General features: G+C 33.9%; 20 protein-coding genes. 3 read left to right on the plus strand and 17 right to left on the minus strand.

All coding sequences use genetic code 11. The annotated features are described in order from the left end of the window. Positions 1 to 46 precede the first annotated feature (46 nt). On the plus strand, positions 47 to 1,306 hold the full coding sequence (locus ABXT06_RS15360; RefSeq protein WP_354591534.1) for an OmpA family protein: 1,260 nt from the start codon (positions 47 to 49) through the stop codon (positions 1,304 to 1,306). 337 nt (positions 1,307 to 1,643) lie between these two features. Here the strand turns inward: ABXT06_RS15360 and ABXT06_RS15365 are convergent, their stop codons facing one another. The 4 genes from ABXT06_RS15365 to clpB all read right to left on the minus strand — a co-directional run bounded on the left by ABXT06_RS15365 (position 1,644) and on the right by clpB (position 7,340). Then, positions 1,644 to 2,534: a carbon-nitrogen hydrolase gene (locus tag ABXT06_RS15365; protein ID WP_354591535.1), complete on the minus strand. Its 891-nt coding sequence runs from the start codon at positions 2,532 to 2,534 to the stop codon at positions 1,644 to 1,646. A gap of 178 nt (positions 2,535 to 2,712) precedes the next feature. Next, the gene (locus ABXT06_RS15370; RefSeq protein ID WP_354591536.1) at positions 2,713 to 3,126 is read right to left on the minus strand and encodes a hypothetical protein; all 414 of its coding nucleotides are present in this window, start codon (positions 3,124 to 3,126) and stop codon (positions 2,713 to 2,715) included. Positions 3,127 to 3,464: 338 nt separating this feature from the next. Next, positions 3,465 to 4,343, minus strand: a complete 879-nt coding sequence (locus tag ABXT06_RS15375) for a DUF808 domain-containing protein (protein ID WP_354591537.1) — start codon at positions 4,341 to 4,343, stop codon at positions 3,465 to 3,467. Positions 4,344 to 4,742: 399 nt separating this feature from the next. Beyond that, positions 4,743 to 7,340, minus strand: coding sequence for an ATP-dependent chaperone ClpB (gene clpB, locus ABXT06_RS15380; RefSeq protein ID WP_354591538.1), 2,598 nt, complete (start codon positions 7,338 to 7,340; stop codon positions 4,743 to 4,745). Positions 7,341 to 7,546: 206 nt separating this feature from the next. Here clpB and ytxJ point away from each other — a divergent pair, with 206 nt between their 5' ends. Then, on the plus strand, positions 7,547 to 7,936 hold the full coding sequence (gene ytxJ / locus ABXT06_RS15385; protein ID WP_354591539.1) for a bacillithiol system redox-active protein YtxJ: 390 nt from the start codon (positions 7,547 to 7,549) through the stop codon (positions 7,934 to 7,936). Between the two features lie 201 nt (positions 7,937 to 8,137). Here ytxJ and ABXT06_RS15390 read toward each other — a convergent pair whose 3' ends face one another. Both ABXT06_RS15390 and ABXT06_RS15395 read right to left on the minus strand, forming a co-directional pair. Continuing rightward, the gene (locus tag ABXT06_RS15390) at positions 8,138 to 9,304 is read right to left on the minus strand and encodes a hypothetical protein (protein WP_354591540.1); all 1,167 of its coding nucleotides are present in this window, start codon (positions 9,302 to 9,304) and stop codon (positions 8,138 to 8,140) included. Next, positions 9,301 to 10,302: a DUF2157 domain-containing protein gene (locus ABXT06_RS15395; protein ID WP_354591541.1), complete on the minus strand. Its 1,002-nt coding sequence runs from the start codon at positions 10,300 to 10,302 to the stop codon at positions 9,301 to 9,303. Before ABXT06_RS15395 ends, ABXT06_RS15390 begins: the two co-directional genes overlap by 4 nt. Positions 10,303 to 10,560: 258 nt before the next feature. On the opposite strand from ABXT06_RS15395, the gene ABXT06_RS15400 reads away from it, so the two are divergent. After that, positions 10,561 to 11,877 carry a pectate lyase family protein gene (locus ABXT06_RS15400; RefSeq protein ID WP_354591542.1) on the plus strand — a complete coding sequence of 439 codons (1,317 nt, stop codon included), beginning with the start codon at positions 10,561 to 10,563 and terminating at the stop codon, positions 11,875 to 11,877. A gap of 79 nt (positions 11,878 to 11,956) precedes the next feature. Here ABXT06_RS15400 and argH read toward each other — a convergent pair whose 3' ends face one another. The 11 genes from argH to ABXT06_RS15455 form a co-directional block, all read right to left on the minus strand. Further along, positions 11,957 to 13,237 (minus strand): argininosuccinate lyase, encoded by a 1,281-nt coding sequence (gene argH, locus ABXT06_RS15405; protein WP_354591543.1) that lies wholly within the window; start codon positions 13,235 to 13,237, stop codon positions 11,957 to 11,959. Positions 13,238 to 13,298: 61 nt separating this feature from the next. Continuing rightward, a complete protein-coding gene (locus ABXT06_RS15410) occupies positions 13,299 to 14,369 on the minus strand; it encodes a M20 family metallo-hydrolase (protein ID WP_354591544.1) in 1,071 nt (356 codons plus the stop codon). A 246-nt stretch (positions 14,370 to 14,615) separates the two neighbouring features. Continuing rightward, positions 14,616 to 15,392 (minus strand): acetylglutamate kinase, encoded by a 777-nt coding sequence (gene argB / locus ABXT06_RS15415; RefSeq protein WP_354591545.1) that lies wholly within the window; start codon positions 15,390 to 15,392, stop codon positions 14,616 to 14,618. Positions 15,393 to 15,489: 97 nt separating this feature from the next. Then, positions 15,490 to 16,443: an N-acetylornithine carbamoyltransferase gene (locus tag ABXT06_RS15420; RefSeq protein WP_354591546.1), complete on the minus strand. Its 954-nt coding sequence runs from the start codon at positions 16,441 to 16,443 to the stop codon at positions 15,490 to 15,492. Between the two features lie 85 nt (positions 16,444 to 16,528). Next, positions 16,529 to 17,287, minus strand: coding sequence for a glutamate 5-kinase (gene proB / locus ABXT06_RS15425; RefSeq protein WP_354591547.1), 759 nt, complete (start codon positions 17,285 to 17,287; stop codon positions 16,529 to 16,531). A gap of 96 nt (positions 17,288 to 17,383) precedes the next feature. Next, entirely contained in the window at positions 17,384 to 18,577 is a 1,194-nt protein-coding gene (locus ABXT06_RS15430; RefSeq protein WP_502909050.1) for a glutamate-5-semialdehyde dehydrogenase, read from the minus strand. A 106-nt stretch (positions 18,578 to 18,683) separates the two neighbouring features. Continuing rightward, on the minus strand, positions 18,684 to 19,823 hold the full coding sequence (locus tag ABXT06_RS15435; protein WP_354591548.1) for an aspartate aminotransferase family protein: 1,140 nt from the start codon (positions 19,821 to 19,823) through the stop codon (positions 18,684 to 18,686). A gap of 87 nt (positions 19,824 to 19,910) precedes the next feature. Further along, positions 19,911 to 20,888: an N-acetyl-gamma-glutamyl-phosphate reductase gene (argC, locus tag ABXT06_RS15440; RefSeq protein WP_354591549.1), complete on the minus strand. Its 978-nt coding sequence runs from the start codon at positions 20,886 to 20,888 to the stop codon at positions 19,911 to 19,913. Between the two features lie 41 nt (positions 20,889 to 20,929). Then, complete coding sequence (locus ABXT06_RS15445; RefSeq protein WP_354591550.1) at positions 20,930 to 21,340, minus strand: hypothetical protein; 411 nt, start codon at positions 21,338 to 21,340, stop codon at positions 20,930 to 20,932. 31 nt (positions 21,341 to 21,371) lie between these two features. After that, entirely contained in the window at positions 21,372 to 22,565 is a 1,194-nt protein-coding gene (locus ABXT06_RS15450; protein WP_354591551.1) for an argininosuccinate synthase, read from the minus strand. Between the two features lie 54 nt (positions 22,566 to 22,619). Continuing rightward, positions 22,620 to 23,267, minus strand: a complete 648-nt coding sequence (locus tag ABXT06_RS15455) for a GNAT family N-acetyltransferase (RefSeq protein ID WP_354591552.1) — start codon at positions 23,265 to 23,267, stop codon at positions 22,620 to 22,622. Positions 23,268 to 23,374: the final 107 nt, after the last annotated feature.

The following is a 23,374-nucleotide window of genomic DNA, read 5'->3' on the forward strand; positions in this document are numbered from 1 at the left end:
ATTTTGTTTCAGAGTTTAAAATAAAAACAATTTAATTTTTGATATCATGAAAAAGAAATTAGTATCAGTATCCTTATTATTACTATCATTTGCTGCAGGCGCTCAAAATATGGCTACCACTTCTACAAAACCTAACGTAGATCAAGAATTCAACAAATGGTCGATCGAACTGAATGGCGGTGTTAACAAACCAACCAGAACAATGACTCCAGGTTATACTACTGAATCATTAAACTTTTTTCACGGGGACTTAGGTGTAAGATATATGTTTAGTCCAAAGTTTGGGGTAAAATTAGATGTTGGTTACGACCAATTTAAAGAGAAAAAAGATACTCCCGATTTTGAAAGTCGTTACGTTAGAGCAAGTTTACAAGGGGTTATCAATGTGGGACGTGCTTTAAATTTTGAAACTTGGACAAACACAATTGGTCTTTTAGCCCATGGTGGTTTCGGGGTTTCTCAAATTAGCACAGAAACTGGATTTGGAGGTCAGGATTATATGGCTCACGGAATTGCAGGTTTAACTGGACAGATTAGATTAAGTAACAGAGTAGCGTTGACTGGAGATCTTACAGGAATTGTAAACGGAAGACAAAACTGGAATTTTGACGGAATGGGCAATACAACAACTGGTTCTTTTGACGGAGTTTTACTGAACGCTTCTGTTGGTTTGACTTTCTACTTAGGTAAAAACGAAAAACATGCTGACTGGGTTGGTGAAGAAGATAGAATTAGCGAATTGGAACAAAGAGTGGACTTAATCGAAACTGGCCTTATAGATTCAGACAAAGATGGAGTTGCTGATTTATACGATTTAGAACCAAATAGCATCGCAGGAGTTGCTGTTAACACAAAAGGGCAATCTATTGATACTAATCAAAATGGTGTTCCAGATGAGTTAGAAAGCTATTTAGACAAAACTTACGAAAAGAAAGGCGCTGGAACTGCTACAAACAATACAGTTGAAGAATTAATCAACGGAGGTTATGTAAACGTTTACTTCGATTTCAATTCGTCTAAGCCAACAAATGCTTCTCTATCTGGTGTTGATTTCTTAGTGAAATATTTGAAAAACAACCCTGGAAAATCGGCTGATATTATTGGTTATGCTGATGAAATTGGAAATTCAAGCTACAATACTGAATTATCTAGAAAAAGAGCTGAAGCTGTGAAAAAAGTAGCAGTAAATGCAGGAATAGACGCTTCAAGATTAAATGTAATTGCTAACGGAGAAGATACTTCTGTTAACAAAAATTCTAAAGAGGCACGTCAAATCGTGAGACGAGTTACTTTCCAAGTGAAGTAATACATATAAAGCTAAAAATGAGAAAAAGAGCTATTCAAAATTGAATAGCTCTTTTTTGTTATAAAATAGAATTATTGGCAAATTTTTAAATGAAACGATTTCGGATTAATTTGCAATTTGAATGAAGCTTAGGAGAAGCGAAATATTTATAGAATTTTCTATAAGACAAATAAAAGAAGCTCCGAAGGAGCGACATATTTTTCTGACTGAATATGTCGCTCCTCCGGAGCTTTATTTTGTATACGTCTGTTCTTTTCTATAAATATCTAGCTTCTCCGAAGCTTATAAAAAAAAGCTGTCTTTTCAGACAGCTCTTTCTAATATTATTTTAATCAAATTATTTATCGATTGCTCTTTTTGTAATATCTCCAAAAGCATCAATTCTTCTGTCTCTGAAGAATGGCCAATTTTGACGAACATTTTCCTGAAGATCTAAATCAACTTCAGCAATTAAGATTTCTTCTTTATCGTGTGAAGCCTGAGCTAAAATCTCTCCTTGTGGTCCAGCAATGAAAGAAGCTCCCCAGAATTGAATTCCTTCTGTTCCATCAATATATTTTTCTAAACCAATTCGGTTAGCTGCTGCAACGAAAACACCATTTGCAACCGCATGGCCTTTCATTACGTTCATCCAAGCGCCATATTGGTTTTCTCCGTATTGCTCTTTTTCTTTAGGATGCCATCCAATAGCTGTTGGGTAGAATAAAACTTCTGCTCCTTTAAGTGCCGTAATACGTGCAGCTTCTGGATACCATTGATCCCAGCAAATTAATGTTCCAACAGTTCCTTTTTTAGTTTCGATTGCTTGGAAACCTAAATCACCTGGCGTGAAATAGAATTTTTCATAGAAATGAGGATCGTCTGGAATATGCATTTTACGGTACAAACCTGCTTCTGCACCATCTGTATCGATGATATAAGCACTATTATGATAGATTCCAGCCATTCTTTTCTCAAAGAAAGGAACAATAATTACTACTCCTAATTCTTTTGCCAATTCGCTGAATGCAATAAATGAAGTACTGTAAAGTGGCTCTGCTAATGCAAAATTATCTACATCTTCGCTTTGGCAGAAATAATGACTGCTATATAATTCAGGAAGTAAGATTACCTCAGCACCTTGACTTGCTGCATCTCTTACCCAGCTGATACATTTTTTAAGATTGTTTTCGGCAACATCATTCAGATTTAACTGAATAACCGATATTTTATACTTTCTTTTCGCCATGACATAAAATTTAGAGTGCAAAAATAGTACTTTTTAAAGGAATGGCAAAGTCGATAACTTTTATATAACAACTAATGGACTTGCATTGTTTCATATAAATCAAAAAACCATCTTACATTGATTTAAATCTCTGCAAAATGGCTTATCAACCTAAAAAAATATCAACTAAAAAGACTGTTTATTCAATCACAACCTTTTGAGTCAAGAATTCTGTTTCTGATTTTTTGAATTTAATTTCGAAAGTACCTTTTGCAGTTGCTTTAAATTTATAAACGGTTTTCTTTGGTTCAGGCACTTGCTGCGTGCAAACTTCTGATGGATACTTTGCAATTACTTGCAAGCCTTTTACAGATCCAATAGTTACTTCTGAGATTTTATCAAATTCTGCACAAGCATTATCAACTGTGTACGTCACATCGTAACTTAGTTCATCATTTACTTTTCCTGTCGCTGGTCCTTTAATTTCTGTAACTAGAGCTGCCTTTGTAGTTGGAGCTGGTTTTTGATCATTATCATCGTCGCTACTGCATGAAACTAAAGCAGTTGATAAAAATAATACTACTAAAACAGATTTTAATCTAAAACTTTTCATATAAAATAATAATTAATTGTTAATTACTATGAAGACATGGCTTAATTGCAAAGGTTGCTTAGAAGAAATGTTAAAAAAATTGGATGCGTAATTAACGCATTGTAAATCAATGACTTATTTAATAAAAAAACATTTAAAAAATACCGTTATTTCTTATGAAAATAAAAATTCTCTAGAATAGCCCCGATAGAAACGGCATCTTTTTGTGGTGGGGTTCACCACAAAAAATATAGTGGATAGCGGGACAAAACGTTCTTTTGAAAATGAATCGATCTGCTCCTAAAACAAAAAAAACACCAGCGTTAACTGATGTTTTTTACTATATTTTTAAAAGGGAATTAAGCCGTTTTCTTTTGAATAATCTTTTTGAAGAGATTTACGATTCCTAAAACTATAAAACCAATTATAAGTCCGATTGCGAACTCTTTTATAACAGAAGGAAAGTTTGGCAAAAGATGGTGAAAAAATTCGATGTTATGAACAAATAATCCACCAGCAACCAAAATCAACGCAATTGTCCCGATAACGGTTAGCGCTTTTATTACTTTTGGTAATGCTTGCACCAATATGTTTCCAACACTTTTTAAAAGACTTTTATCTTTTTTGCTGTGCTGAATCATTTTGAAACCTACTTCGTCCATACGAACAATAAGCGCTACGATTCCGTACACACCAATAGTTGCAATTAAGGCAATAATAGAAACTGTAACAATCTGCGACACTAATGGCTTTCCGATTACGGTTCCAAGTGCAATGATTACAATCTCTACCGAAAGGATAAAATCGGTTACAATTGCCGACTTCACTTTGTCTTTTTCAATTATTAAAATCTCTTCTTCAGTAAGCACTTCATCAGTTATTCCTTCCGATTCTTCATGTTTGTGAGGAACAATAAACTCATAAATTTTCTCAGCTCCTTCATAAGCTAAAAACAATCCTCCTAAAACTAAAATTACCATAATAGCAATTGGGAAAAATGCACTTAACAAAAATGCGATTGGAAGAATAATGATTTTGTTTAATAGCGAACCTTTACTGATTGCCCATAAAACTGGCAACTCTCTTGATGAAGCAAATCCTGAAGCTTTTTCTGCATTTACAGCTAAATCATCGCCCAAAATTCCAGCAGTTTTTTTTGCAGCAACTTTACTCATTACTGCAACATCATCCATAATTGCTGCGATATCGTCTAACAGAGCGAAAAAACCTGAACCCATTTTTTATAAAATTTATTTTTAGCTATGCGAATCTAGACATTTTGGCTTAATCTGCCCAATAATATCCAATCAAAATTTATCTTTTTATTCGTAATTTTCTGTATTGTATTTTTTAACTGCATTGTCCCAACAGAACCCATAGAATAATGAAAACGATAATAGTTCCGAAGCAACCTCCGCCTAACTTTTTAGCGCCATATCCTGCTAATAATCCTCTGAAAATATTATTCATGACTTTAATTTTTAAATTAATAATTTGCTGATTTTTATAAATTTAAAATTGGATATTTCTTCAAAATTTATTGTTATAAGAATTGTGCAAAAAGTTTCAGAATTCACGGCAAAAAAAAAGCACCAGCTTTGACACTGATGCTTTTCAAGATTAACTAAAAAAAATAATTATTTAGCGGTCTGGTTTCTAAAGACCAAATTGCCATCGAAAGCATCTAATAAAATGATGCTATCTGTTGTTATGTTTCCTGCCAAAATTTCTTTTGACAATTGATTCAACACTTCTCGCTGAACCACACGTTTCACAGGTCTTGCTCCAAAATGAGGATCGTAACCTTTGTCTGCCAAGTAAGCAATCGCTTCTGGAGTTGCGTCCATTGTAATGCCTTGCAACGCCAGCATTTTGGTAACGCTTTTTAACTGCAAACTTACAATTCTTGAAATATTCTCAACTGTAAGCGGTGTAAACATGACAATTTCATCGATACGGTTAATAAACTCAGGACGAACAGTTTGTTTTAATAATCCTAAAACTTCGTTTTTAGCCGCTTCTGTTGCTGCTTCGACGCTTCCTTTTAGGTTTTCAAATTTCTCCTGAATAATATTACTTCCCATATTTGAGGTCATAATAATAATCGTATTTCTAAAATCGGCCAAACGACCTTTGTTGTCTGTTAAACGTCCTTCATCTAAAACCTGCAATAAAATATTGAAAGTATCAGGATGCGCTTTTTCGATCTCATCTAAAAGTACCACAGAATATGGTTTTCTACGAACGGCTTCTGTCAACTGACCTCCTTCATCATAACCTACGTATCCTGGAGGCGCACCAACCAAACGGCTCACACTGTGACGTTCTTGATACTCACTCATATCGATACGTGTCATGGCATTTTCGTCATCAAAAAGATATTCCGCCAAAGCTTTTGCCAGCTCCGTTTTACCAACTCCGGTTGTTCCTAAGAATAAGAATGATCCAACAGGTTTTTTCATATCTTGTAAACCGGCACGGCTTCTACGAACAGCATCACTCACCGCTTCTATCGCTTCTTCCTGCCCTACTACACGTTTGTGCAATTCGTCTTCCAAATGCAATAGTTTTTCTCTTTCTGTCTGAAGCATTTTGGTTACTGGAATTCCTGTCCATTTTGCTACAACTTCTGCGATATCTTCTCTGGTAACTTCTTCTTTGATCAAAGAATTTCCAGATTGGAACTCTAACAGTTGTTTTTGCAAAGTATCTTGACGTTCCTGTGCTTCTTTTATTTTTCCGTAACGGATTTCGGCTACTTTTCCGTAATCGCCTTCACGTTCTGCACGTTCCGCTTCGTATTTAAAGTCTTCAATTTCGTGTTTTACAGCCTGAATTCCGTCAACGATATCTTTTTCCTGTTTCCATTTTGCATAGATTTCGTTTCGCTCTTCTTTTAGGTTGGCCAATTCCATACCTAAAATTTTCAGTTTGCTTTCTTCTTTTTCACGTTTGATGGCTTCGATTTCGATTTCCAATTGCATGATTTTACGATCCAAAACGTCTAATTCTTCTGGTTTTGAATTGATTTCCATACGCAGTTTAGAAGCCGCTTCGTCCATCAAGTCGATCGCTTTATCTGGTAAGAAACGATTTGTAATATAACGCTGCGAAAGTTCAACCGCTGCAATAATTGCTTCGTCTTTAATTTGAACTTTATGATGCGTTTCATATTTTTCTTTGATTCCACGTAAAATCGAAATGGCACTTTCTGTATCTGGCTCATCGATTAACACTTTTTGGAAACGTCTTTCGAGTGCTTTATCTTTTTCAAAATATTTTTGATATTCATCTAAAGTCGTAGCACCAATTGCTCTCAACTCTCCACGAGCCAAAGCTGGTTTTAGAATATTAGCAGCATCCATTGCGCCTTCTCCTCCACCTGCACCAACAAGTGTATGAATCTCGTCAATAAAAAGAACGATATCACCATCTGCAGCCGTAACTTCTTTTACAACCGATTTTAAACGTTCTTCGAATTCTCCTTTGTATTTCGCCCCGGCAATCAAAGCTCCCATATCTAGTGAGAAAACGATTTTATCTTTTAAATTTTCTGGAACATCTCCATCTACAATTCTGTGCGCTAAACCTTCTGCAATTGCAGTTTTACCAACTCCAGGCTCTCCAATAAGCATTGGATTGTTTTTAGTTCTACGAGTCAGAATCTGCAATACACGACGAATTTCTTCGTCACGACCAATAACTGGATCTAATTTTCCTGTTCTTGCTAATTCGTTTAAGTTTTTAGCAAATTTATTTAGCGAATTATACGTTTCTTCTGCTGAAGCCGATGTTACTCTTTCTCCTTTTCTTAATTCTTCAATAGCCGCTTTCAAACCTTTTCCTGTAACTCCTTGATCTTTTAAAATCTGAGAAACTTTACTTTTTGAGTCAAAAATGGCTAAAATTAAATGCTCGATCGAAACGTATTCGTCGTTCATTTTTTGTGCGATAATCTCTGCTTCGTTCAAAGCTTTATTGGCGTCTCTGGAAAGCATTACGTCTCCTCCGGAAACTTTTGGAAAACTCTGTATTGTACTATCCAAAATTTGAAGAAACAAAGGCACATTTACATTTAATTTTTTCAAAATAAACGGCGCTACGTTTTCATCAACTTCAAAAATGGCTTTGAAAATGTGTTCATTTTCAATTTGCTGCTGGCCATTTCGCTGTGCTAATTGTTGCGACAACTGTATGGCTTCCTGCGATTTAATAGTAAACTTATTTATATTCATATTTTTACGATTTTGATTGATTTAATTTGTTTGACATTTTATAAGATTAAAGTTACGATTTATTGAGGTAAATCTTTAGCTCAAATAATTTAACTTTGCATTGAAATAGACAAATTATATTCCATAGCACAAAAACAGACAAAACGACAGTAAAAATCAAAATTTTCCTGATTTAACACGTCAAAAAGTCATAAAACAAGCCAAATATGAGTTTTTTTAATTCAATCTTCGGAAGTTCAGAGAACTCAGAAGCAGCAAAAAGCAAAGTAAACTGGACAGAATTAACGGATATGCTTCAATTAATGGAAATCGAAGCCATTTCTCAAGAAAGACCAGTTGTAATTTTCAAACATAGCACAAGATGCAGCATTAGCCGTATGGCATTAAAACAATTTGAAAGAGAATTTGATCTTGAAGGAGTTGTTGACGCTTACTTTTTGGATCTGATAGCTCATAGAGACATTTCGAATGAAATTGCAAGCAGATTTGGAGTATATCACGAATCTCCACAATTGATTTTAATTAAAAACGGAAAAGCGATTTATGATGTTTCGCATAGTGATATTGATGCCGAAACATTGAAAAGTAAAGTATAGTTTTTTTTAGCCACAGATTAAATAGATTAAAAGGATTTTTTTTCTTCGCCACGAATTACACAAATTTCCACGAATTATATATTTTAAAAATTTTTGCTTCGGAAACTGCAAAAAAATAATTCGTGGAAATTTGTGTAATTCGTGGCGACTTGACCAAGATTAGAAAATCATTTTAATCTATTTAATCTGTGGCAAAATAATTTAAAAACTTTCTCCAGATCCTCCGCCGCTAAAACCTCCTCCTCCGAATTCCATTGGAGAATCTTGTGGTTTTACTTCTGGTTTCATTCCGAAAGCTGAGGCAACTACTAAAGCTTCGGCATTTAAAAATGCATCTGACTGATTGATTCTATCAGGCTTAAAAGTTAAACCCGTTTCTTTTTCTTTTAATTTTTTAATTGAAAAATAAGCCATTCCAAACAAAACTGCACCTCCAAGTGTAAGCGCAACTTCTATTGGCAAAACGGAATGATAAAATCGAATTGTATAGATTGAAAAAGCAATCGCTAAAAAGCTCGTCCAAAGCATTATTCGGTCTTTTGTTCTTAAAGCTTGCACCAAATAAATAATAGGAACAATAAAAGTAAAAGCATAAAAGAAAAACGCAAACGGAATATCTGTTCCAGGTTTTATTTCAGTCCCTAAAAGTTCTGCTGAAAGTTCTCTTACCACCAAATAATTACAAGAAAGATAAAATAAAGCCAAACAAAAACTATTTGCCAATAACAATCCATTATAATAATAACTTTCTTTTAAAGCATTAATCATTTTTCTTGTAAGGAAATAAAAAACTCCCGCAAAAATCATGGCAACAAATGGCAGAATAGCTTTTCCGATATCTCCAAATTCAAACATTTCGAAAAACAAAAAAGCAGTAGCCGAAATGCAAAAAACAAGCATTGATAGCACGTGCAAATACCTAAGAAACATAAAAAGAGATCCAATTGCCACAAAAAATGCAATTACCGCTTCATAACCTTCTGTTGTTATCGCTACCGCCGCACCTAAACATAAAAGTGCATTCAATATAAAAGCATCGTCTAAACCGTGATTATGATACTCCTGATTTGCAAGTAATTCTACTCCTGCAAATCCAACAACGGCAAAAATATAACAGCAGATTTGAAGAAAAACATGCTCGTCGCTTAAACCAAATAAAGAAATTGCGCCACAAATTGATCCGTATAACAAACATCCTAATAAAAAGAACCCTATTCGAACTAAAATATTATTTTGGCTTTTTAAAACTGGTAACTCTTTTTCTATAAACTTCTTTTGTTCTTTACTGATAAAACCTCCTGTGTACAAAGCGCCTGCTTCATCAATTAAAACTTCGTTATCTAACTTCTTTTTATCGTATACAATCATTCTGCTATTTCTTTATGAAATTTTTTAATCAATCTAATAAACATTACAATCGAACCAACAAAGTAAGCCGGTAGCATGAAAACCAATAGTTCCCAAATATCAGAGAAATCAACGTTTTCAAAAACCCTAAACAAAACAATATTTCCTCCGATGTAAGCATAAATAATCATAAAAACATACAAAGACATTGCTTTATATTGATAACTGACCTTATAAAAATAATAAGTTGAACCTCCTAAAATTAGAGCAAAAATCATCCAATTTAAGGTGTCATAACTTGTCAGATTACTGATTGCAGCGACACTTATTATATGCAATGCAAAAGTGAGAAAAACTAAACCAAAATGGGTTTTGAGTGAAATTCGGCTACTGTAGATTGTCCATAAGACCAATAAAACTCCTAACATAACTGCAGAATAGCTCAAACTTTGACTTGCATACAAGTTATTACTGTCATTAAAAATATCTTGAGGCGTAACCGAAAGTCCCACATAGGCCGCTAAACCTGTAATGGCAATGGTTAAAACACTTCTATTATCAAAATAATAAGCGCAAAAGAAACTTACTACAGTTGGAACCAAAGTTGCTAATCCGTAATGTTCACCAAAAGGTTTATACTGAAATTGAAGATATCCGATGAAAATACAAGTCAAGATATTGCCCGCCAAAACCAAATATTCTAAAACGGGATGCTCAAAAGTTGTTTCTTCTTTCTGAAAGCCTTTAGAATGTTTAAAACAATAAAAAAAGCACACCGCAATCACAATTAAAAGCAATGATAGAATCGCAATATGCCCTATGGTATCAATATTTTCATAAATTAAAACTCCAATTCCTGAAGTAAACAGCAATACTGATAAATAAAGAAATAACTTTAATTCTGCGTTTAGCGAAAAGATATTCAGACTCCGATAGTTTTTCACTTCTTCAAACTGATTCTCTGTAATTAAACCTTTTTCAAAAAGATGAAAAGCAGACTGTTCTTTGAATTTTTCCATTAGTGTAATTTAAACTGGCACATCAAATATATGTATTTAGCATGAAAATTCTGCTTTTATTTTAAAGCCTTTACCCTTTTTCTAAATATATCCATGAAATCATTTTACAATTTATTAGTGTAAAAACAACATTTATAATTCTATAAATCAAAACTTTAAAATATAAATATTTGAGAAATTAATTTGAAATTAATCTGAATCTTATACATTTGTGCAATCGATTACATTAAACTATTAAACCACAAAAACCACGCTTAAATGAAAACAAAACTTATTCTATTAGCATTGCTCCTGCCTTGCTCTTTTCTGTTTGCTCAAAATTATTTCATGAGTTCTCCTGAAGGATTTGGAGCTTCTACAACTGGCGGAGGAAGCGCTTCGCCTGTTACTGTGACTACTTTAGCAGATTTAACAGCAAAGCTAAAATTAACCACTCCGCAAGTTATTTTAGTTTCAGGAACTATTAACTGCACGTATACAAGTTTACTGGTAAATGACAAAACTATAATCGGACTTCCGGGTGCCAGATTAGTAAATCTAGATCAAACCGCAGCGGGTTCGGGAATTTTGAGTTTAAAACCTGGGTCGAATAATATTATCATTCAAAATTTAATTTTTGAAGGCCCTGGCGCTTACGATGTAGACGGACGCGATAATCTAACGTCTGAAGCAACGAATCTTTGGGTCGATCATTGTGAATTTCAAGACGGAATGGATGGTAATTTTGACAATAAAGGGACAGCAGACAACATAACTGTCTCTTGGTGTAAATTTATTTATCTCAAAGCTCCAAAAGCTGGAGGTTCTGGCGGAGCCGATGACCACCGTTTTTCTGATTTAGTAGGTTCTTCTAAAACAGATGCTCCGTCTGACGGACATTATAGCATTACTTTTAAAAACTGTTATTGGGCAGAAGGCTGTAAAGAAAGAATGCCAAGGGCAAGAAATGCCGAACTTCATATTTTAAACTGTTATTATAATACGTCTGTTTCGGGTTCGCTAGCCATTGGTTTAGGAGGCGGAAGTAATAATACAACTTGTTATGTAGAAGGGACGGATTTTGCTAAAATAGGGACTGCCTTTAAAAATTATGTCAGCACAGATGGAGGAACAATTGGAATTGCTTTTACAGATTGTTTGAATGCACCTGCGAATTCAGGAACTACAGTAACAAAACCTTCTTATAGTTATAGTATTTTACCGATTGCTAATGTGGGAGGATATATTTCAAATTCTACTTGTGGAGCTGGCGCAACATTACAAGTTACTGCTCAAGGTGTTTTGTCTACAAGCTGCAATAATTTAGGTTTAAATGAAGTTAAAAATAATCTGGAATTAAAATATTATCCATCTGTAATAAATCGTCTTTTGAATATTGATTTCTCAAGCTCCGATAATGGTTTGGCTGAAGTAAATCTGTTTTCTTCAAATGGTTCAAAAGTATATTCACATTCCAAAAACGTTTCTCCAGACGAAAAATTAGAATTAAACGTTGGAAACCTTGCAAAAGGCATTTATGTCTGTAAAGTTCAAATAGACAATCGAAGTAAAACATTTAAATTAGTAAAAAACTAAATTCCATAAAAAAAGGTCATTAAAACAAATCAATGACCTTTTTACATTTTATAGCTTACTTTTCGCATTTCACAAAAAACTAAAAAGCTGCTTTCATTTTATCTTTAATCGCATCAAGACATAAATTATTAATACTTCCTTCATGCGTATGTTTGGTTTCTTTTGGAGATTTGTATGTTCCTGCTTCCAATTGTTCTGCAACTGCTTTGTAAGCATCTCTAAACGGCATTCCTGCAACAACCATTTCGTTTAAAGTATCTACTGTAAACAAATAATCGTATTTTTTATCTTCTAAAATATGATCTTTTACTGTAATATCTTTAATTGAAAATATCGCAATATCTAAACAAGCTTTTAAGTTTTGAATCGCTGGAAACAAACCTTCTTTTAAAAGCTGTAAATCTCTGTGATAACCGCTTGGAAGATTGTTTGTAATCAAAGTGATTTCATAAGGAAGCGCCTGAATCTTATTGCATTTTCCTCTGATTAACTCAAAAACATCTGGATTCTTTTTATGAGGCATAATACTTGAACCTGTTGTAAGATGCGCCGGAAGACCAATAAAGTCGAAATTCTGGCTCATGTATAAACAAACGTCCATTGCAAATTTTGACAACGTTCCTGCAACACTTGTCATCGCAAAAGCAACTGTTTTTTCCGCTTTTCCACGGCTCATTTGTGCCGCAACTGCATTGTATTTTAAAGTTTCGAAACCTAATTCTTTTGTTGTAAATGTTCTATTGATTGGGAAAGAACTTCCGTAACCTGCTGCAGAACCTAACGGATTCTGATCTACAATTTTTGAAGCGGCGTTCAGCATTGTCACATCATCAATTAAACTTTCGGCGTAAGCTGAAAACCACATTCCGAATGACGATGGCATTGCAATTTGTAAATGCGTATAACCTGGCAATAAAACGTTTTGATGTTTTTCTGCCGATTCCATCAACAAGTCAAACAAAGTTTTTACCTGTTCTTTTATTGCTTTTAGTTCGTCTTTTAAATACAAATGAACATCTACTAAAACCTGATCGTTACGAGAACGCGCCGTGTGAATTTTCTTTCCTGCATCGCCTAGTTTTACTGTTAAAAGATATTCGATTTTAGAATGTACGTCTTCAAAACTGTCTTCGATTTCGAAATTACCTACTACAATATCAGCAATAATTTCGTTTAAAGCATCAACTAAAGATGTTGTTTCTTCAGCAGTCAACAAACCAATCTGTCCAAGCATTTTCGCGTGAGCAATTGAACCTAAAGCATCATATTTTGCTAAAACTAAATCCAATTCACGGTCGTTTCCTACTGTGAATTGTTCGATCTGTTTATCTGTTGGTATTCCTTTTTCCCAAAGTTTCATAGGTACTATTTTTAGAAACCCGACAGGTTTTAAAAAACTGTCGGGTTTAATTTCGTTTTAATTATAATTTAAAGAAATCAGTTAGTATTTTGATATACAGGTCGACTCCTTCTACAATTTCATTTACAAAAATAAATTCGTCTGCTGAATGCGAACGCAATGTTTCTCCTGGCCCTAATTTCAAAGACTGACAACTTAAAACCGACTGATCTGAAAGCGTTGGCGAACCATACGTTGTTCTTCCTAAAGCAATTCCGGCCTGAACCAAACCATGTGCAACTGGAATAGACGAAGCATTTAAGTGCATTGATCTTGGCGTTACTTCGGCATTTACATTTGCTTTTACAACTTCCAAAATTTCAGCGTTTGTATAACGGTCTGTTACACGAATATCCACAACTAAATCACATTCTGATGGTACTACATTATGCTGTTTTCCTGCATTGATCTGCGTTACAGTCATTTTTACGGGACCTAAAACGTCTGAGATTTTGTCGAATTTATAGTTTTTAAACCATTCCATTACTGGAATTGATTTGTACAAAGCATTATCATCGTTTTGATGCGCAGCGTGGCTTGCGGTTCCTTTTATTTTTACGTCCAAAACTAATAAACCTTTTTCGGCAACTGCTAATTGCATTAAAGTTGGCTCTCCAACAATCGCACAATCTAATTCTGGCAAGCTTTTTAAAACGCTGTTTAAACCGTTTTTTCCACTGCTTTCTTCCTCAGCCGAAGCTACAATTACGATATTATGAGTCAGATTTTGATTTTCGTAGAAATGCACAAACGTTGCCAGTAATGAAACTAAACATCCGCCTGCATCATTACTTCCTAAACCAAATAATTTTCCGTCTTTTTCAATTGCTTTGAACGGGTCGTTGGTATACGCCTGATTTGGGCGAACGGTATCGTGATGTGAGTTTAGTAAAAGTGTTGGTTTGTTTTCGTCGAAATATTTGTTGAAAGCCCACACATTGTTGTTTTCTCTCTTGAATGGAATTTCATTCTGATTGAACCAATTTTCGATTAAAAGAGCCGTCTGGTCTTCTTCACTTGAAAATGAAGGGGTTTCGATTAAGCTTTTTAATAAACTAATTGCTTCCTGGGTAAGCGTATCTATATTTTTCATTTTAATAAGGTTCAAAGGCTCAAAGGGACAAAGCAACAAAGTTTTTGAGCTTTCCTTTGACCATTTTTACTTGCGCAAATTTATTTAAAATACCTCGTGCGCTCTATTTTTTTGCCACTAATTACACGGATTTTCAAACATTATTTTTTTATGACAGATTTAAAATCAAAATAAACTTTTTGATGTATATCTAAAATTATTTTCTCCTTTAACAGTAAAAATTAATGTCAATTCGTGGCAGCATTTTTATAATGTAATCGTTGTATGTGGAATATCTGAATTTTGAAGCATTTTGTGATGTCCAATTTTGATTTTCTGCACGCCTCTTGATAAACTATTGAAACAGTTGTCCAATTTTGGAATCATTCCTGAATGAATTACTTTTTCTTCTTTTAGTTTATTGTATAATGTTTCGTTAATTTCTGTAATTACAGACGAATCGTCTTCTGAATCCTGTAAAACACCTTGTTTTTCAAAACAATATGTCAATGTAACGTCAAAAACTTCAGATAAAGCAATTGATAATTCGCTTGCAATGGTATCAGCATTTGTGTTTAACAATTGTCCGTTTTTATCGTGCGTGATGGCGCAGAAAACGGGCACAACTCCAGCTTCTAATAATGTAGCCAATAACTTGGTATTCACTTGTTTTACATCGCCTACAAATCCGTAATCGATTGTTGGGTGATTTCTTTTTGTTGACTGAATTAAATTTCCGTCAGCTCCTGAAAAACCAATTGCGTTGTTGTCTTTTGCCTGCAGTTGCGCTACAATATGTTTGTTGATTTGTCCAGCGTAAATCATCACCACAACGTCAAGCATTGGAGCATCAGTAATTCTGCGTCCGTCAATCATCTGCGGAACCAAACCAATACTCTGCGCCATTTTCGTAGCCGATTTTCCACCGCCATGAACTAGAACTTTATAGCCTTCGATTTTAGAAAAATCAGTTAGAAATTGTTCTAATTCTGTCGGATTATCGATGATGTTTCCACCTATTTTTATTACGGTAACTTTCTCCATGAGGTTCAAAGGTTCAGAGGGACAAAGGGACAAAGTTTAGATTCAGTTCGTAAAACCTCTGAACCTTTGCAACTTTGAACCTTTGTACCTAATAAAATTATATTTTTTTAAGAATCTTTTGTAAAACTAATTGTGCTGAATACGTTCTATTATTTGCCTGCTCGATTACTATTGAATTTTCTCCATCAAGAACTTCATCGCTTACAATAACATTTCTACGAACAGGAAGACAGTGCATGAATTTTCCATTGTTCGTTAAAGCCATTTTTTCAGCGGTAACTGTCCAATTTGGATCGCTGTTGGTTACTTTTCCGTAATCGTTGAAATTACTCCAGTTTTTTACATAAACGAAATCGGCATTTTTAAACGCTTTGTCTTGATCGTATTCTATTTTACAGTCTTTTGTGATTTCTGGACTTAATTCGTAACCTTCTGGATGTGTGATTACAAAATCCATATCTTTTTGCATCTGCATCATTTCTACGAATGAATTGGCAACTGCTTGCGGTAAAGCTTTTGGGTGCGGTGCCCAAGAAAGCACTACTTTTGGTTTGTTTTTATGTCTAGGTTTGAATTCTTCCATTGTAATTGCATCTGCCAACGACTGTAATGGGTGACGTATAGCGCTTTCCATATTTACGATTGGCACTGTAGCATATTTCAAAAATCCTGAAATTACAGTTTCCTGATAATCTTTTTCTTTATCAACCAAACCTGCGAAAGCACGAATGGCAATAATATCACAATATTGAGAAACTACTTCTGCCGCTTCTTTAATATGCTCTGAAGCACCAGAATTCATCACTGCTCCATCTTCAAATTCTAATGTCCATCCTTCGTTGGTAAAATTCATTACCATAACATTCATTCCTAAGTTCATTGCCGCTTTTTGAGTACTCAAACGCGTTCTTAAACTCGGATTGAAGAATAACATTCCAAGAGTTTTATTCTTTCCTAAACTTTGATTTTTAAGCGGATTCTTTTTGATTTTGATCGCTTGTTTTACCCATTTTGATAATGAGTTGATGTCTTTTATTGAGATATAGTTCATATTTTTTTTTAATTTAGATAATGTGATAATTAGAAAATTTGATAATTAGGCATTATTTAATTGACTAATTTTCTAATTGACTCATTTAGATTATTTTCGTAAACGGAATTTCGTCTTTTAATGCTTTTAGAATAAAATTATCATTTAAACCATTAACAATCCAAGTTTCGATGTTGGCTGCTTTTGAAATTGCGGCTGCTTCAATTTTGGATTGCATTCCTCCTGTCCCATGTGATGATTTTGAATCGCCGATTTCTTTCTCAAGAGATTGTAAATCATTTACCAATTTTATTGTTTCAGGAACTTCATTTTGAAAAGTTTCTTTCGTATAAATTCCGTTTGTATTGGTTGCAATTATCAGAATATCAACATTTAAAAGAACTGCCGTTAAAGCAGCTAATTTGTCATTATCTCCAAACCGAATCTCATCTGTCGCAACGGTATCATTCTCATTGATAATCGGAATGTAATTATTTTTAACCAATACATTAATCGTATTTACAATATTCTTTTTGGTCTGTTCTTTTTCGAAATCAGAATAAGAAAGCAAACACTGCGAAGTATTTAACCCCAAATCCTTAAAATTTTCATTGTAAATCCGCATTAAATGAGGTTGTCCTATTGAAGCCAAAGCTTGTTTTACAAAAACATCTTTATCCTGATTATCCAATTTTACAAATTGCTTTGCCGCCGCAATTGCTCCTGAACTGACTATGATAAATTCATATTCGTCGTTTAAAGCTGCAATCTGTATTCCAAGATCTTCAATCTTTCCCCGCGAAATATGATTGGTTTCTTTGGTTAAAGTATTACTTCCTATTTTTAATAAAATCCGTTTTTTCATTTTTTAAGATGCTAAGGTTCTGAGATACTGAGATTCTAAGTTTTTTCTTTAGAATTTTCTAATTATCTAATTGCCTCAATTTTCATATTATCTCAATTACCTAATTTGCCCTTCTCCGTACACGTACCATTTATTGGTTACGAGATGCTGAAGACCAATCGGGCCACGTTGATGCAATTTATCAGTACTTATTGCTAATTCTCCTCCAAGACCAAATTGTCCGCCATCTGTGAATCTGGTTGATGCATTTTGGTAAACTGCTGCTGCATCTATTGATTCCATAAACTGCTGCGCAACTTCATTATCTCTGGTAATAATTGCTGCAGAATGACCTCCGCAGTACTTATTAATCATATCAATGGCATTTTCCTGAGAATCGATGGTTCCAATTACGATTTTATAATCTAGAAACTCTTCATACCAAATATCTTCGTTTTCAATTGTTTTGGTATTTTCAAAATTCTCTAAAGATTTATCTACAATCACCTCAACTTTTGCTTCTATTAATGCCTCTATTAACATTGCAACAAAACCTTCAAAATTTGGCAGTTTAGAATCGATTAGAACTTTATCCAAAGCATTACAAGCTGATATTTTAGCTGTTTTAGCATTTAAAATTACTTTTAAAGCCAAATCTGTATCTGCTTTTTCATGAACGTAAACAAAATTATTTCCGCGTCCGCTTACGATTACGGGACAAGTTGCGTGTGCTTTTACAAACTCAATTAGTTTTTCTCCGCCTCTTGGAACAATTAAATCAACTTTTTGAGTTGGTTTTTCTAAGAATGCCTGAGTCTCTGTTCTGTTATAATTCAGATATTCCACCCAGTCTTTTGAAACTCCGTTTTCTTCTAGAGCTTTGTGCCAAAGACTTACAATTTTCAAATTTGATTTTAAAGACTCTTTTCCACCTTTCAATAAAATCTTATTTCCGGATTTAAAAGCAATTCCTCCCGCTTCTATTGTAACATCCGGACGAGATTCATAAATAATTAAAATCGTTCCAAAAGCGGCAGTTTTGTTGATGACTTTTATTCCATTATCATGAGTAAAATGAAAACGCTCAACGCCAACGGGATCTTCCTGAGAAGCCAATTGGTTTAATGATAAAATCATTTCATCGACTTTTTTATCATCTACTTTTAAGCGTTCTTCCATCGCTAAATCTGAACCGTCGTAATCAGCAAGATCTTCCTGATTGGTCAAGATTATCTCATTCCGCTCCTGCTCGACCAGCTTTGCCATAGTCCGCAAAACCGCATTGCGTGTTTCAATTGATAATGGTTTCATAATTTCAAGTGGGTTGGTTGTTTTTTGGTTGTTTCTTTTAATATTAGAAACTTATTTTTTAAACCCGACAGGTTTTTAAAACCTGTCGGGTTTTATTTGATGAGAATTAGTTTTTTAATTCTTCTAAACTTTCTTTTAAGGCTTTTACAAACGTATCAATATCAGTTTTTTTCACAGTCAACGGCGGTAAAATTCTTAATAGATTTTTATTGTTGGCGCTTCCTGTAAAAATGTGTTTTTCGATGATTAATTTCTTTCTTAAAGCTGCAACATCAAAATCAAATTCAACTCCAAGCATTAATCCTTTTCCTTTTACTTGTTTGATTCCGTCAACTTCTTTGATTTTTTCTAAGAAATATTCATAAACTTCATTTACATTTTTTTGCAAATCCAATTTTTCAATTACATCTAAAACGGCAATTCCTGCTGCACAAGATAAGTGGCTTCCACCGAAAGTAGTTCCTAACAAACCAAAACTAGCTTCGAATTTTGGAGAAATTAAAATCGCTCCAACAGGAAATCCATTCCCCATTCCTTTTGCAACTGAAATAATATCAGCGTTGATTCCGTGATGTTGGAACGCGAAGAATTTTCCGCTTCTTCCGTATCCTGATTGTACTTCGTCTAAAATTAAAACAACATCGTGTTTTTTACATGCTTTTTCTAAAGCTTGAAAAAATTCAGTTGTTCCTTGGTCTAAACCTCCAACTCCTTGAATTCCTTCGATAATTACAGCTGTAACATCGCCTTTAGCTAATTCTGCTTCAACTAATTCGATTTGGTTTAAAGGTAAAAAAGTAACAACTTGCTGCGCATTAATTGGCGCAATAATCTTTTTGTTATCAGTAACTGCAACGGCAGCAGAAGTTCTTCCGTGGAAAGAATTATGAAAAGCCACCACTCTTGATTTTCCGTTATGGAAAGAAGCTAATTTTAAAGCATTTTCATTGGCTTCAGCTCCAGAACTGCATAAAAACAATTCGTAATCTTCAAGACCAGAAAGTTTTCCTAATTTCTGTGCCAATTCTACCTGCAAAGGATTTTGAATAGCATTCGAATAAAATCCTAAATTATCTATCTGATTTTTAAGTTTTGCTACATAATCAGGTTGTGTGTGTCCGATAGAAATCACACCATGTCCACTGTATAAATCTAAATATTCTACTCCTTTGTCGTCAATAATTGTACAATCTACTGCTTTTACTGGAGTGATGTCGTATAATGGGTAAACGTTAAATAAGTTCATGTGTTTTTTTGTTTAAAGTTTCAGGTTTCAGGTTTCAAGTTGCACACAGAACGTGAAACTTGAAACTTTAAACCTGAAACAAATTTTCTAAAATCCGCTTGGTTTCAAATGTAAACCTGTGGTTTCTTCTAAACCAAACATTAAATTCATGTTTTGAATCGCTTGTCCTGAAGCACCTTTGGTTAAGTTATCTATAATTGATGTTATAAGAACCCGGTTTCCTTTTTTCAATAAACTAATAATACATTTATTCGTTTGCACCACTTGTTTCATGTTGATGTTGGTTGTGGCAACAGTTACAAAAGGTTCGTTTTTATAGAATTCTTCGTATTTCGCTACTAATTGTTCCAAACTATCATCGCAAACTGTATATAAGGTTGCAAAAATTCCTCTTGGAAAATCTCCTCTATTCGGAATAAAAAGCAATTCGCTGTCAAAATCATCTTGCAATTGAACCAGACTTTCTGAAATTTCTCCTAAATGCTGGTGCTCAAAAGCTTTGTAATGCGACATATTATTGTTTCTCCAGCTGAAATGAGAAGTTTCAGAAAGACTTACTCCTGCTCCTGTGCTTCCTGTTGTAGCGTTAATATGTACATCATTATTCAGCAAATTATGCTTTGCTAAAGGCAATAAAGCCAACTGAATAGCAGTTGCAAAACAACCTGGATTTGCAATATAATTTGCTTTTTTTATTTCGGCTTTATTGATTTCAGGCAATCCGTAAACGAAATCTTTTCCTTCGAAATGCGCGTCTTTATTTAATCTGAAATCATTTCCTAAATCAATGATTTTAGTATGACTTGCAAACTGATTTTCTTTCAAAAATGAAATCGATTTTCCGTGACCCAAGCACAAGAAAACAACATTCACATTTGGATTTATTTCAGCTGTGAAATTCATTTCGATATCGCCCATCAAATCTTGGTGCGCCACAGAAAGCGACTTTCCGGCATTTGTAGTACTGTAAACAAAATCGATGTTTACTTTTGGATGATACATTAAAATTCTGATGAGTTCTCCAGCCGTGTAGCCCGAACCACCAATAATTCCGACATTAATCATAATTTTATTTTTTTTAAGATTCTGTAAAAAATCTTTGATTTTTATAAATCTGCAAGAACGAATTCAGCAGATAAAAATTTTATTGATTTAATAGTTCCTAATGTTGGATTTAATGCAGTTTCAACATCATAACTAGCGGTATAAAAGGAATTTGCTCCAATTTTTTCATAAGGGTCGTCGTTGGGTACTCTTCTGATAGGAGTTAAAATAAGTCCATCAGCGTTATATGTTATCTTATAATTTCCTTTTACAGCAACATTATTAGGATTAGTAAACTTTATCTCATAGCGTAGCCTAGATGTATTGTTGCCAGTATCAGGTGTATATTCAAATAGTAAGACTTCATACGTAATTACCTTTAAAGTTTCTTTTTCCTGCTTCGCATCATTATCACTTGAGCATGCAAAAAACATTAAGAGAAATGGGAGTAAAAAAAATATCTTTGTTCTCAAATTAGTTTTATTTATAAATAATTTATTACAATTAATCATAATCTAAATGGTTTACAGATGAAAATATGTTTTGAGCATTTCCTAAAATCTTAATAAATCCTTTCGCATCGTCAGATGTCCAAGCATTGTTCATTTCTCCGTATTGTCCAAAACCTGTGTTCATCAAATCGTTTTCAGATTCGATTCCGTCCAATGAGAAATGATATGGTTTTAATGAAACTGTAACAGTTCCATTTACTGTTTTTTGAGTGTCTTGCAAGAAAGTTTCGATGTTTCTCATAACTGGATCCAAGAATTGTCCTTCGTGGAATAACATTCCGTACCAGTTTCCTAATTGTTCTTTCCAATATTGTTGCCATTTTCCAAGAGTGTGTTTCTCTAATAAATGGTGCGCTTTGATGATAATTAACGGAGCAGCAGCTTCAAAACCAACTCTTCCTTTAATTCCTATAATCGTATCACCAACATGAATATCTCTACCAATTGCATAAGCACTTGCTAGTTTTTCAAGAGCGACAATATTATTTGAAGGTTTATCTGTTTTTCCGTTTAAACCAACTAATTCTCCTTGTTCAAAATGAAGCGTTACTTTTTCTTCACCTTCTTTTTGTAATTGAGAAGGATAAGCTTCACTTGGCAATGGCTGGCTTGAAGTTAAAGTTTCTTTTCCTCCAACACTTGTTCCCCAAAGTCCTTTATTGATAGAATATTGTGCTTTTTCCCAAGAATAGTGAACTCCGTTTTGAGCTAAATAATCTACTTCTTCTTGTCTTGACAATTTTAAATCTCTAATTGGCGTAATGATTTCGATTTCTGGAGCGATTGTCTGGAAAATCAAATCAAAACGAATTTGGTCATTTCCTGCACCAGTACTTCCGTGAGCGATTGCAGTTGCTCCTACTTTTTTTGCATATTTTATAGCTTCAATTGCCTGAAAAACACGCTCTGCACTTACTGATAATGGATATGTATTATTTTTTAATACGTTTCCGAAAATCAAATATTTTATAGCTTTATCGTAATATTTGTCTAAGATTGTAAGGTTTGCGTGTTGCGCACTTCCTAATTCATAAGCTCTTTTTTCAATAGCCGTTAATTCTTTAGCAGAAAATCCTCCTGTGTCAACAAGAACAGTGTGAACTTCGTATCCTTTTTCATTTTTTAAATATTTCAAACAATACGAGGTATCTAATCCTCCGCTATAAGCTAATACTACTTTTTTCATTTTTTATAATTTTGGCTAATACTTTCGTATGTAGCAGTTTGAGATTTTTCTTTTTTAAATTTTGAATAAAAAAACAAATGACAATATTTTGTTTAAGAATAAAGCCTGTTTAATTTTTTTAAGTCTGCTTAAAACAGCCTCGTTGAAAGGATGTCTTGGCGGTGTTTTTTGTTTTTCTTTTGGATCGTATAACATTCCTGTACAAAGACACATTTTGTTTTCTTTGCTTTGTAAAATCGGAAAGTTAGTACAGGTTTTACAACCTGCCCAAAAACTTGGGTCGGTAGTTAATTCCGAGAAAGGAACAGGTTTATAACCTAATTCAGAGTTAATTTTCATAACCGCTAAACCTGTTGTAATTCCAAATATTTTAGCGTCTGGAAATCTCTTCAAAGAATATTCAAAAACTTTTGATTTTATTTTTTTTGCCAAACCATGACTTCTATAATCTGGATGTACAATTAATCCAGAATGCGCAACAAACTTTCCATGCTGCCAGCTTTCTATATAACAAAAACCTGCAAACTTTCCATCAGCCAAAGCAATCATTGCATCACCGTTTGCCATTTTTTTCTGAATGTACTCAGGAGTTCTTTTAGCAATCCCCGTGCCTCTTAATAAGGCAGATGATTCTATCGTATCGCAGATTTCTTGCGCGTATTTGAAGTGTTCTTCCTGGGTAACAACAATAGAGATCTTCATTTCAATTATTGAAGTTAGAGTTAAAAATTAAAGCATATTGATTCGCTTGAAATCCAGAATTGAATCCAATAAAATTAAGCATAAAATAAGTAACATCCTTAAGATCA

The sequence above is a fragment of the Flavobacterium sp. UW10123 genome (assembly GCF_040538975.1).
Lineage (GTDB): Bacteria > Bacteroidota > Bacteroidia > Flavobacteriales > Flavobacteriaceae > Flavobacterium.

Bases quoted from the DNA above. Each gene is read 5' to 3' on its own strand.
- ABXT06_RS15370 (WP_354591536.1), bottom strand. From the start codon at position 3,126: ATGAAAAGTTTTAGATTAAAATCTGTTTTAGTAGTATTATTTTTATCA.
- clpB (WP_354591538.1), bottom strand. From the start codon at position 7,340: ATGAATATAAATAAGTTTACTATTAAATCGCAGGAAGCCATACAGTTG.
- argC (WP_354591549.1), bottom strand. From the start codon at position 20,888: ATGATTAATGTCGGAATTATTGGTGGTTCGGGCTACACGGCTGGAGAA.
- argB (WP_354591545.1), bottom strand. From the start codon at position 15,392: ATGGAGAAAGTTACCGTAATAAAAATAGGTGGAAACATCATCGATAAT.
- ABXT06_RS15375 (WP_354591537.1), bottom strand. From the start codon at position 4,343: ATGGGTTCAGGTTTTTTCGCTCTGTTAGACGATATCGCAGCAATTATG.
- ABXT06_RS15455 (WP_354591552.1), bottom strand. From the start codon at position 23,267: ATGAAGATCTCTATTGTTGTTACCCAGGAAGAACACTTCAAATACGCG.
- ABXT06_RS15435 (WP_354591548.1), bottom strand. From the start codon at position 19,823: ATGAACTTATTTAACGTTTACCCATTATACGACATCACTCCAGTAAAA.
- proB (WP_354591547.1), bottom strand. From the start codon at position 17,287: ATGAAAAAACGGATTTTATTAAAAATAGGAAGTAATACTTTAACCAAA.
- ABXT06_RS15420 (WP_354591546.1), bottom strand. From the start codon at position 16,443: ATGAACTATATCTCAATAAAAGACATCAACTCATTATCAAAATGGGTA.
- ABXT06_RS15365 (WP_354591535.1), bottom strand. From the start codon at position 2,534: ATGGCGAAAAGAAAGTATAAAATATCGGTTATTCAGTTAAATCTGAAT.
- ABXT06_RS15410 (WP_354591544.1), bottom strand. From the start codon at position 14,369: ATGAAAAATATAGATACGCTTACCCAGGAAGCAATTAGTTTATTAAAA.
- ABXT06_RS15395 (WP_354591541.1), bottom strand. From the start codon at position 10,302: ATGGAAAAATTCAAAGAACAGTCTGCTTTTCATCTTTTTGAAAAAGGT.
- ABXT06_RS15400 (WP_354591542.1), top strand. From the start codon at position 10,561: ATGAAAACAAAACTTATTCTATTAGCATTGCTCCTGCCTTGCTCTTTT.
- ABXT06_RS15450 (WP_354591551.1), bottom strand. From the start codon at position 22,565: ATGAAAAAAGTAGTATTAGCTTATAGCGGAGGATTAGATACCTCGTAT.
- ytxJ (WP_354591539.1), top strand. From the start codon at position 7,547: ATGAGTTTTTTTAATTCAATCTTCGGAAGTTCAGAGAACTCAGAAGCA.
- ABXT06_RS15390 (WP_354591540.1), bottom strand. From the start codon at position 9,304: ATGATTGTATACGATAAAAAGAAGTTAGATAACGAAGTTTTAATTGAT.
- ABXT06_RS15360 (WP_354591534.1), top strand. From the start codon at position 47: ATGAAAAAGAAATTAGTATCAGTATCCTTATTATTACTATCATTTGCT.
- argH (WP_354591543.1), bottom strand. From the start codon at position 13,237: ATGAAACTTTGGGAAAAAGGAATACCAACAGATAAACAGATCGAACAA.
- ABXT06_RS15430 (WP_502909050.1), bottom strand. From the start codon at position 18,577: ATGAAACCATTATCAATTGAAACACGCAATGCGGTTTTGCGGACTATG.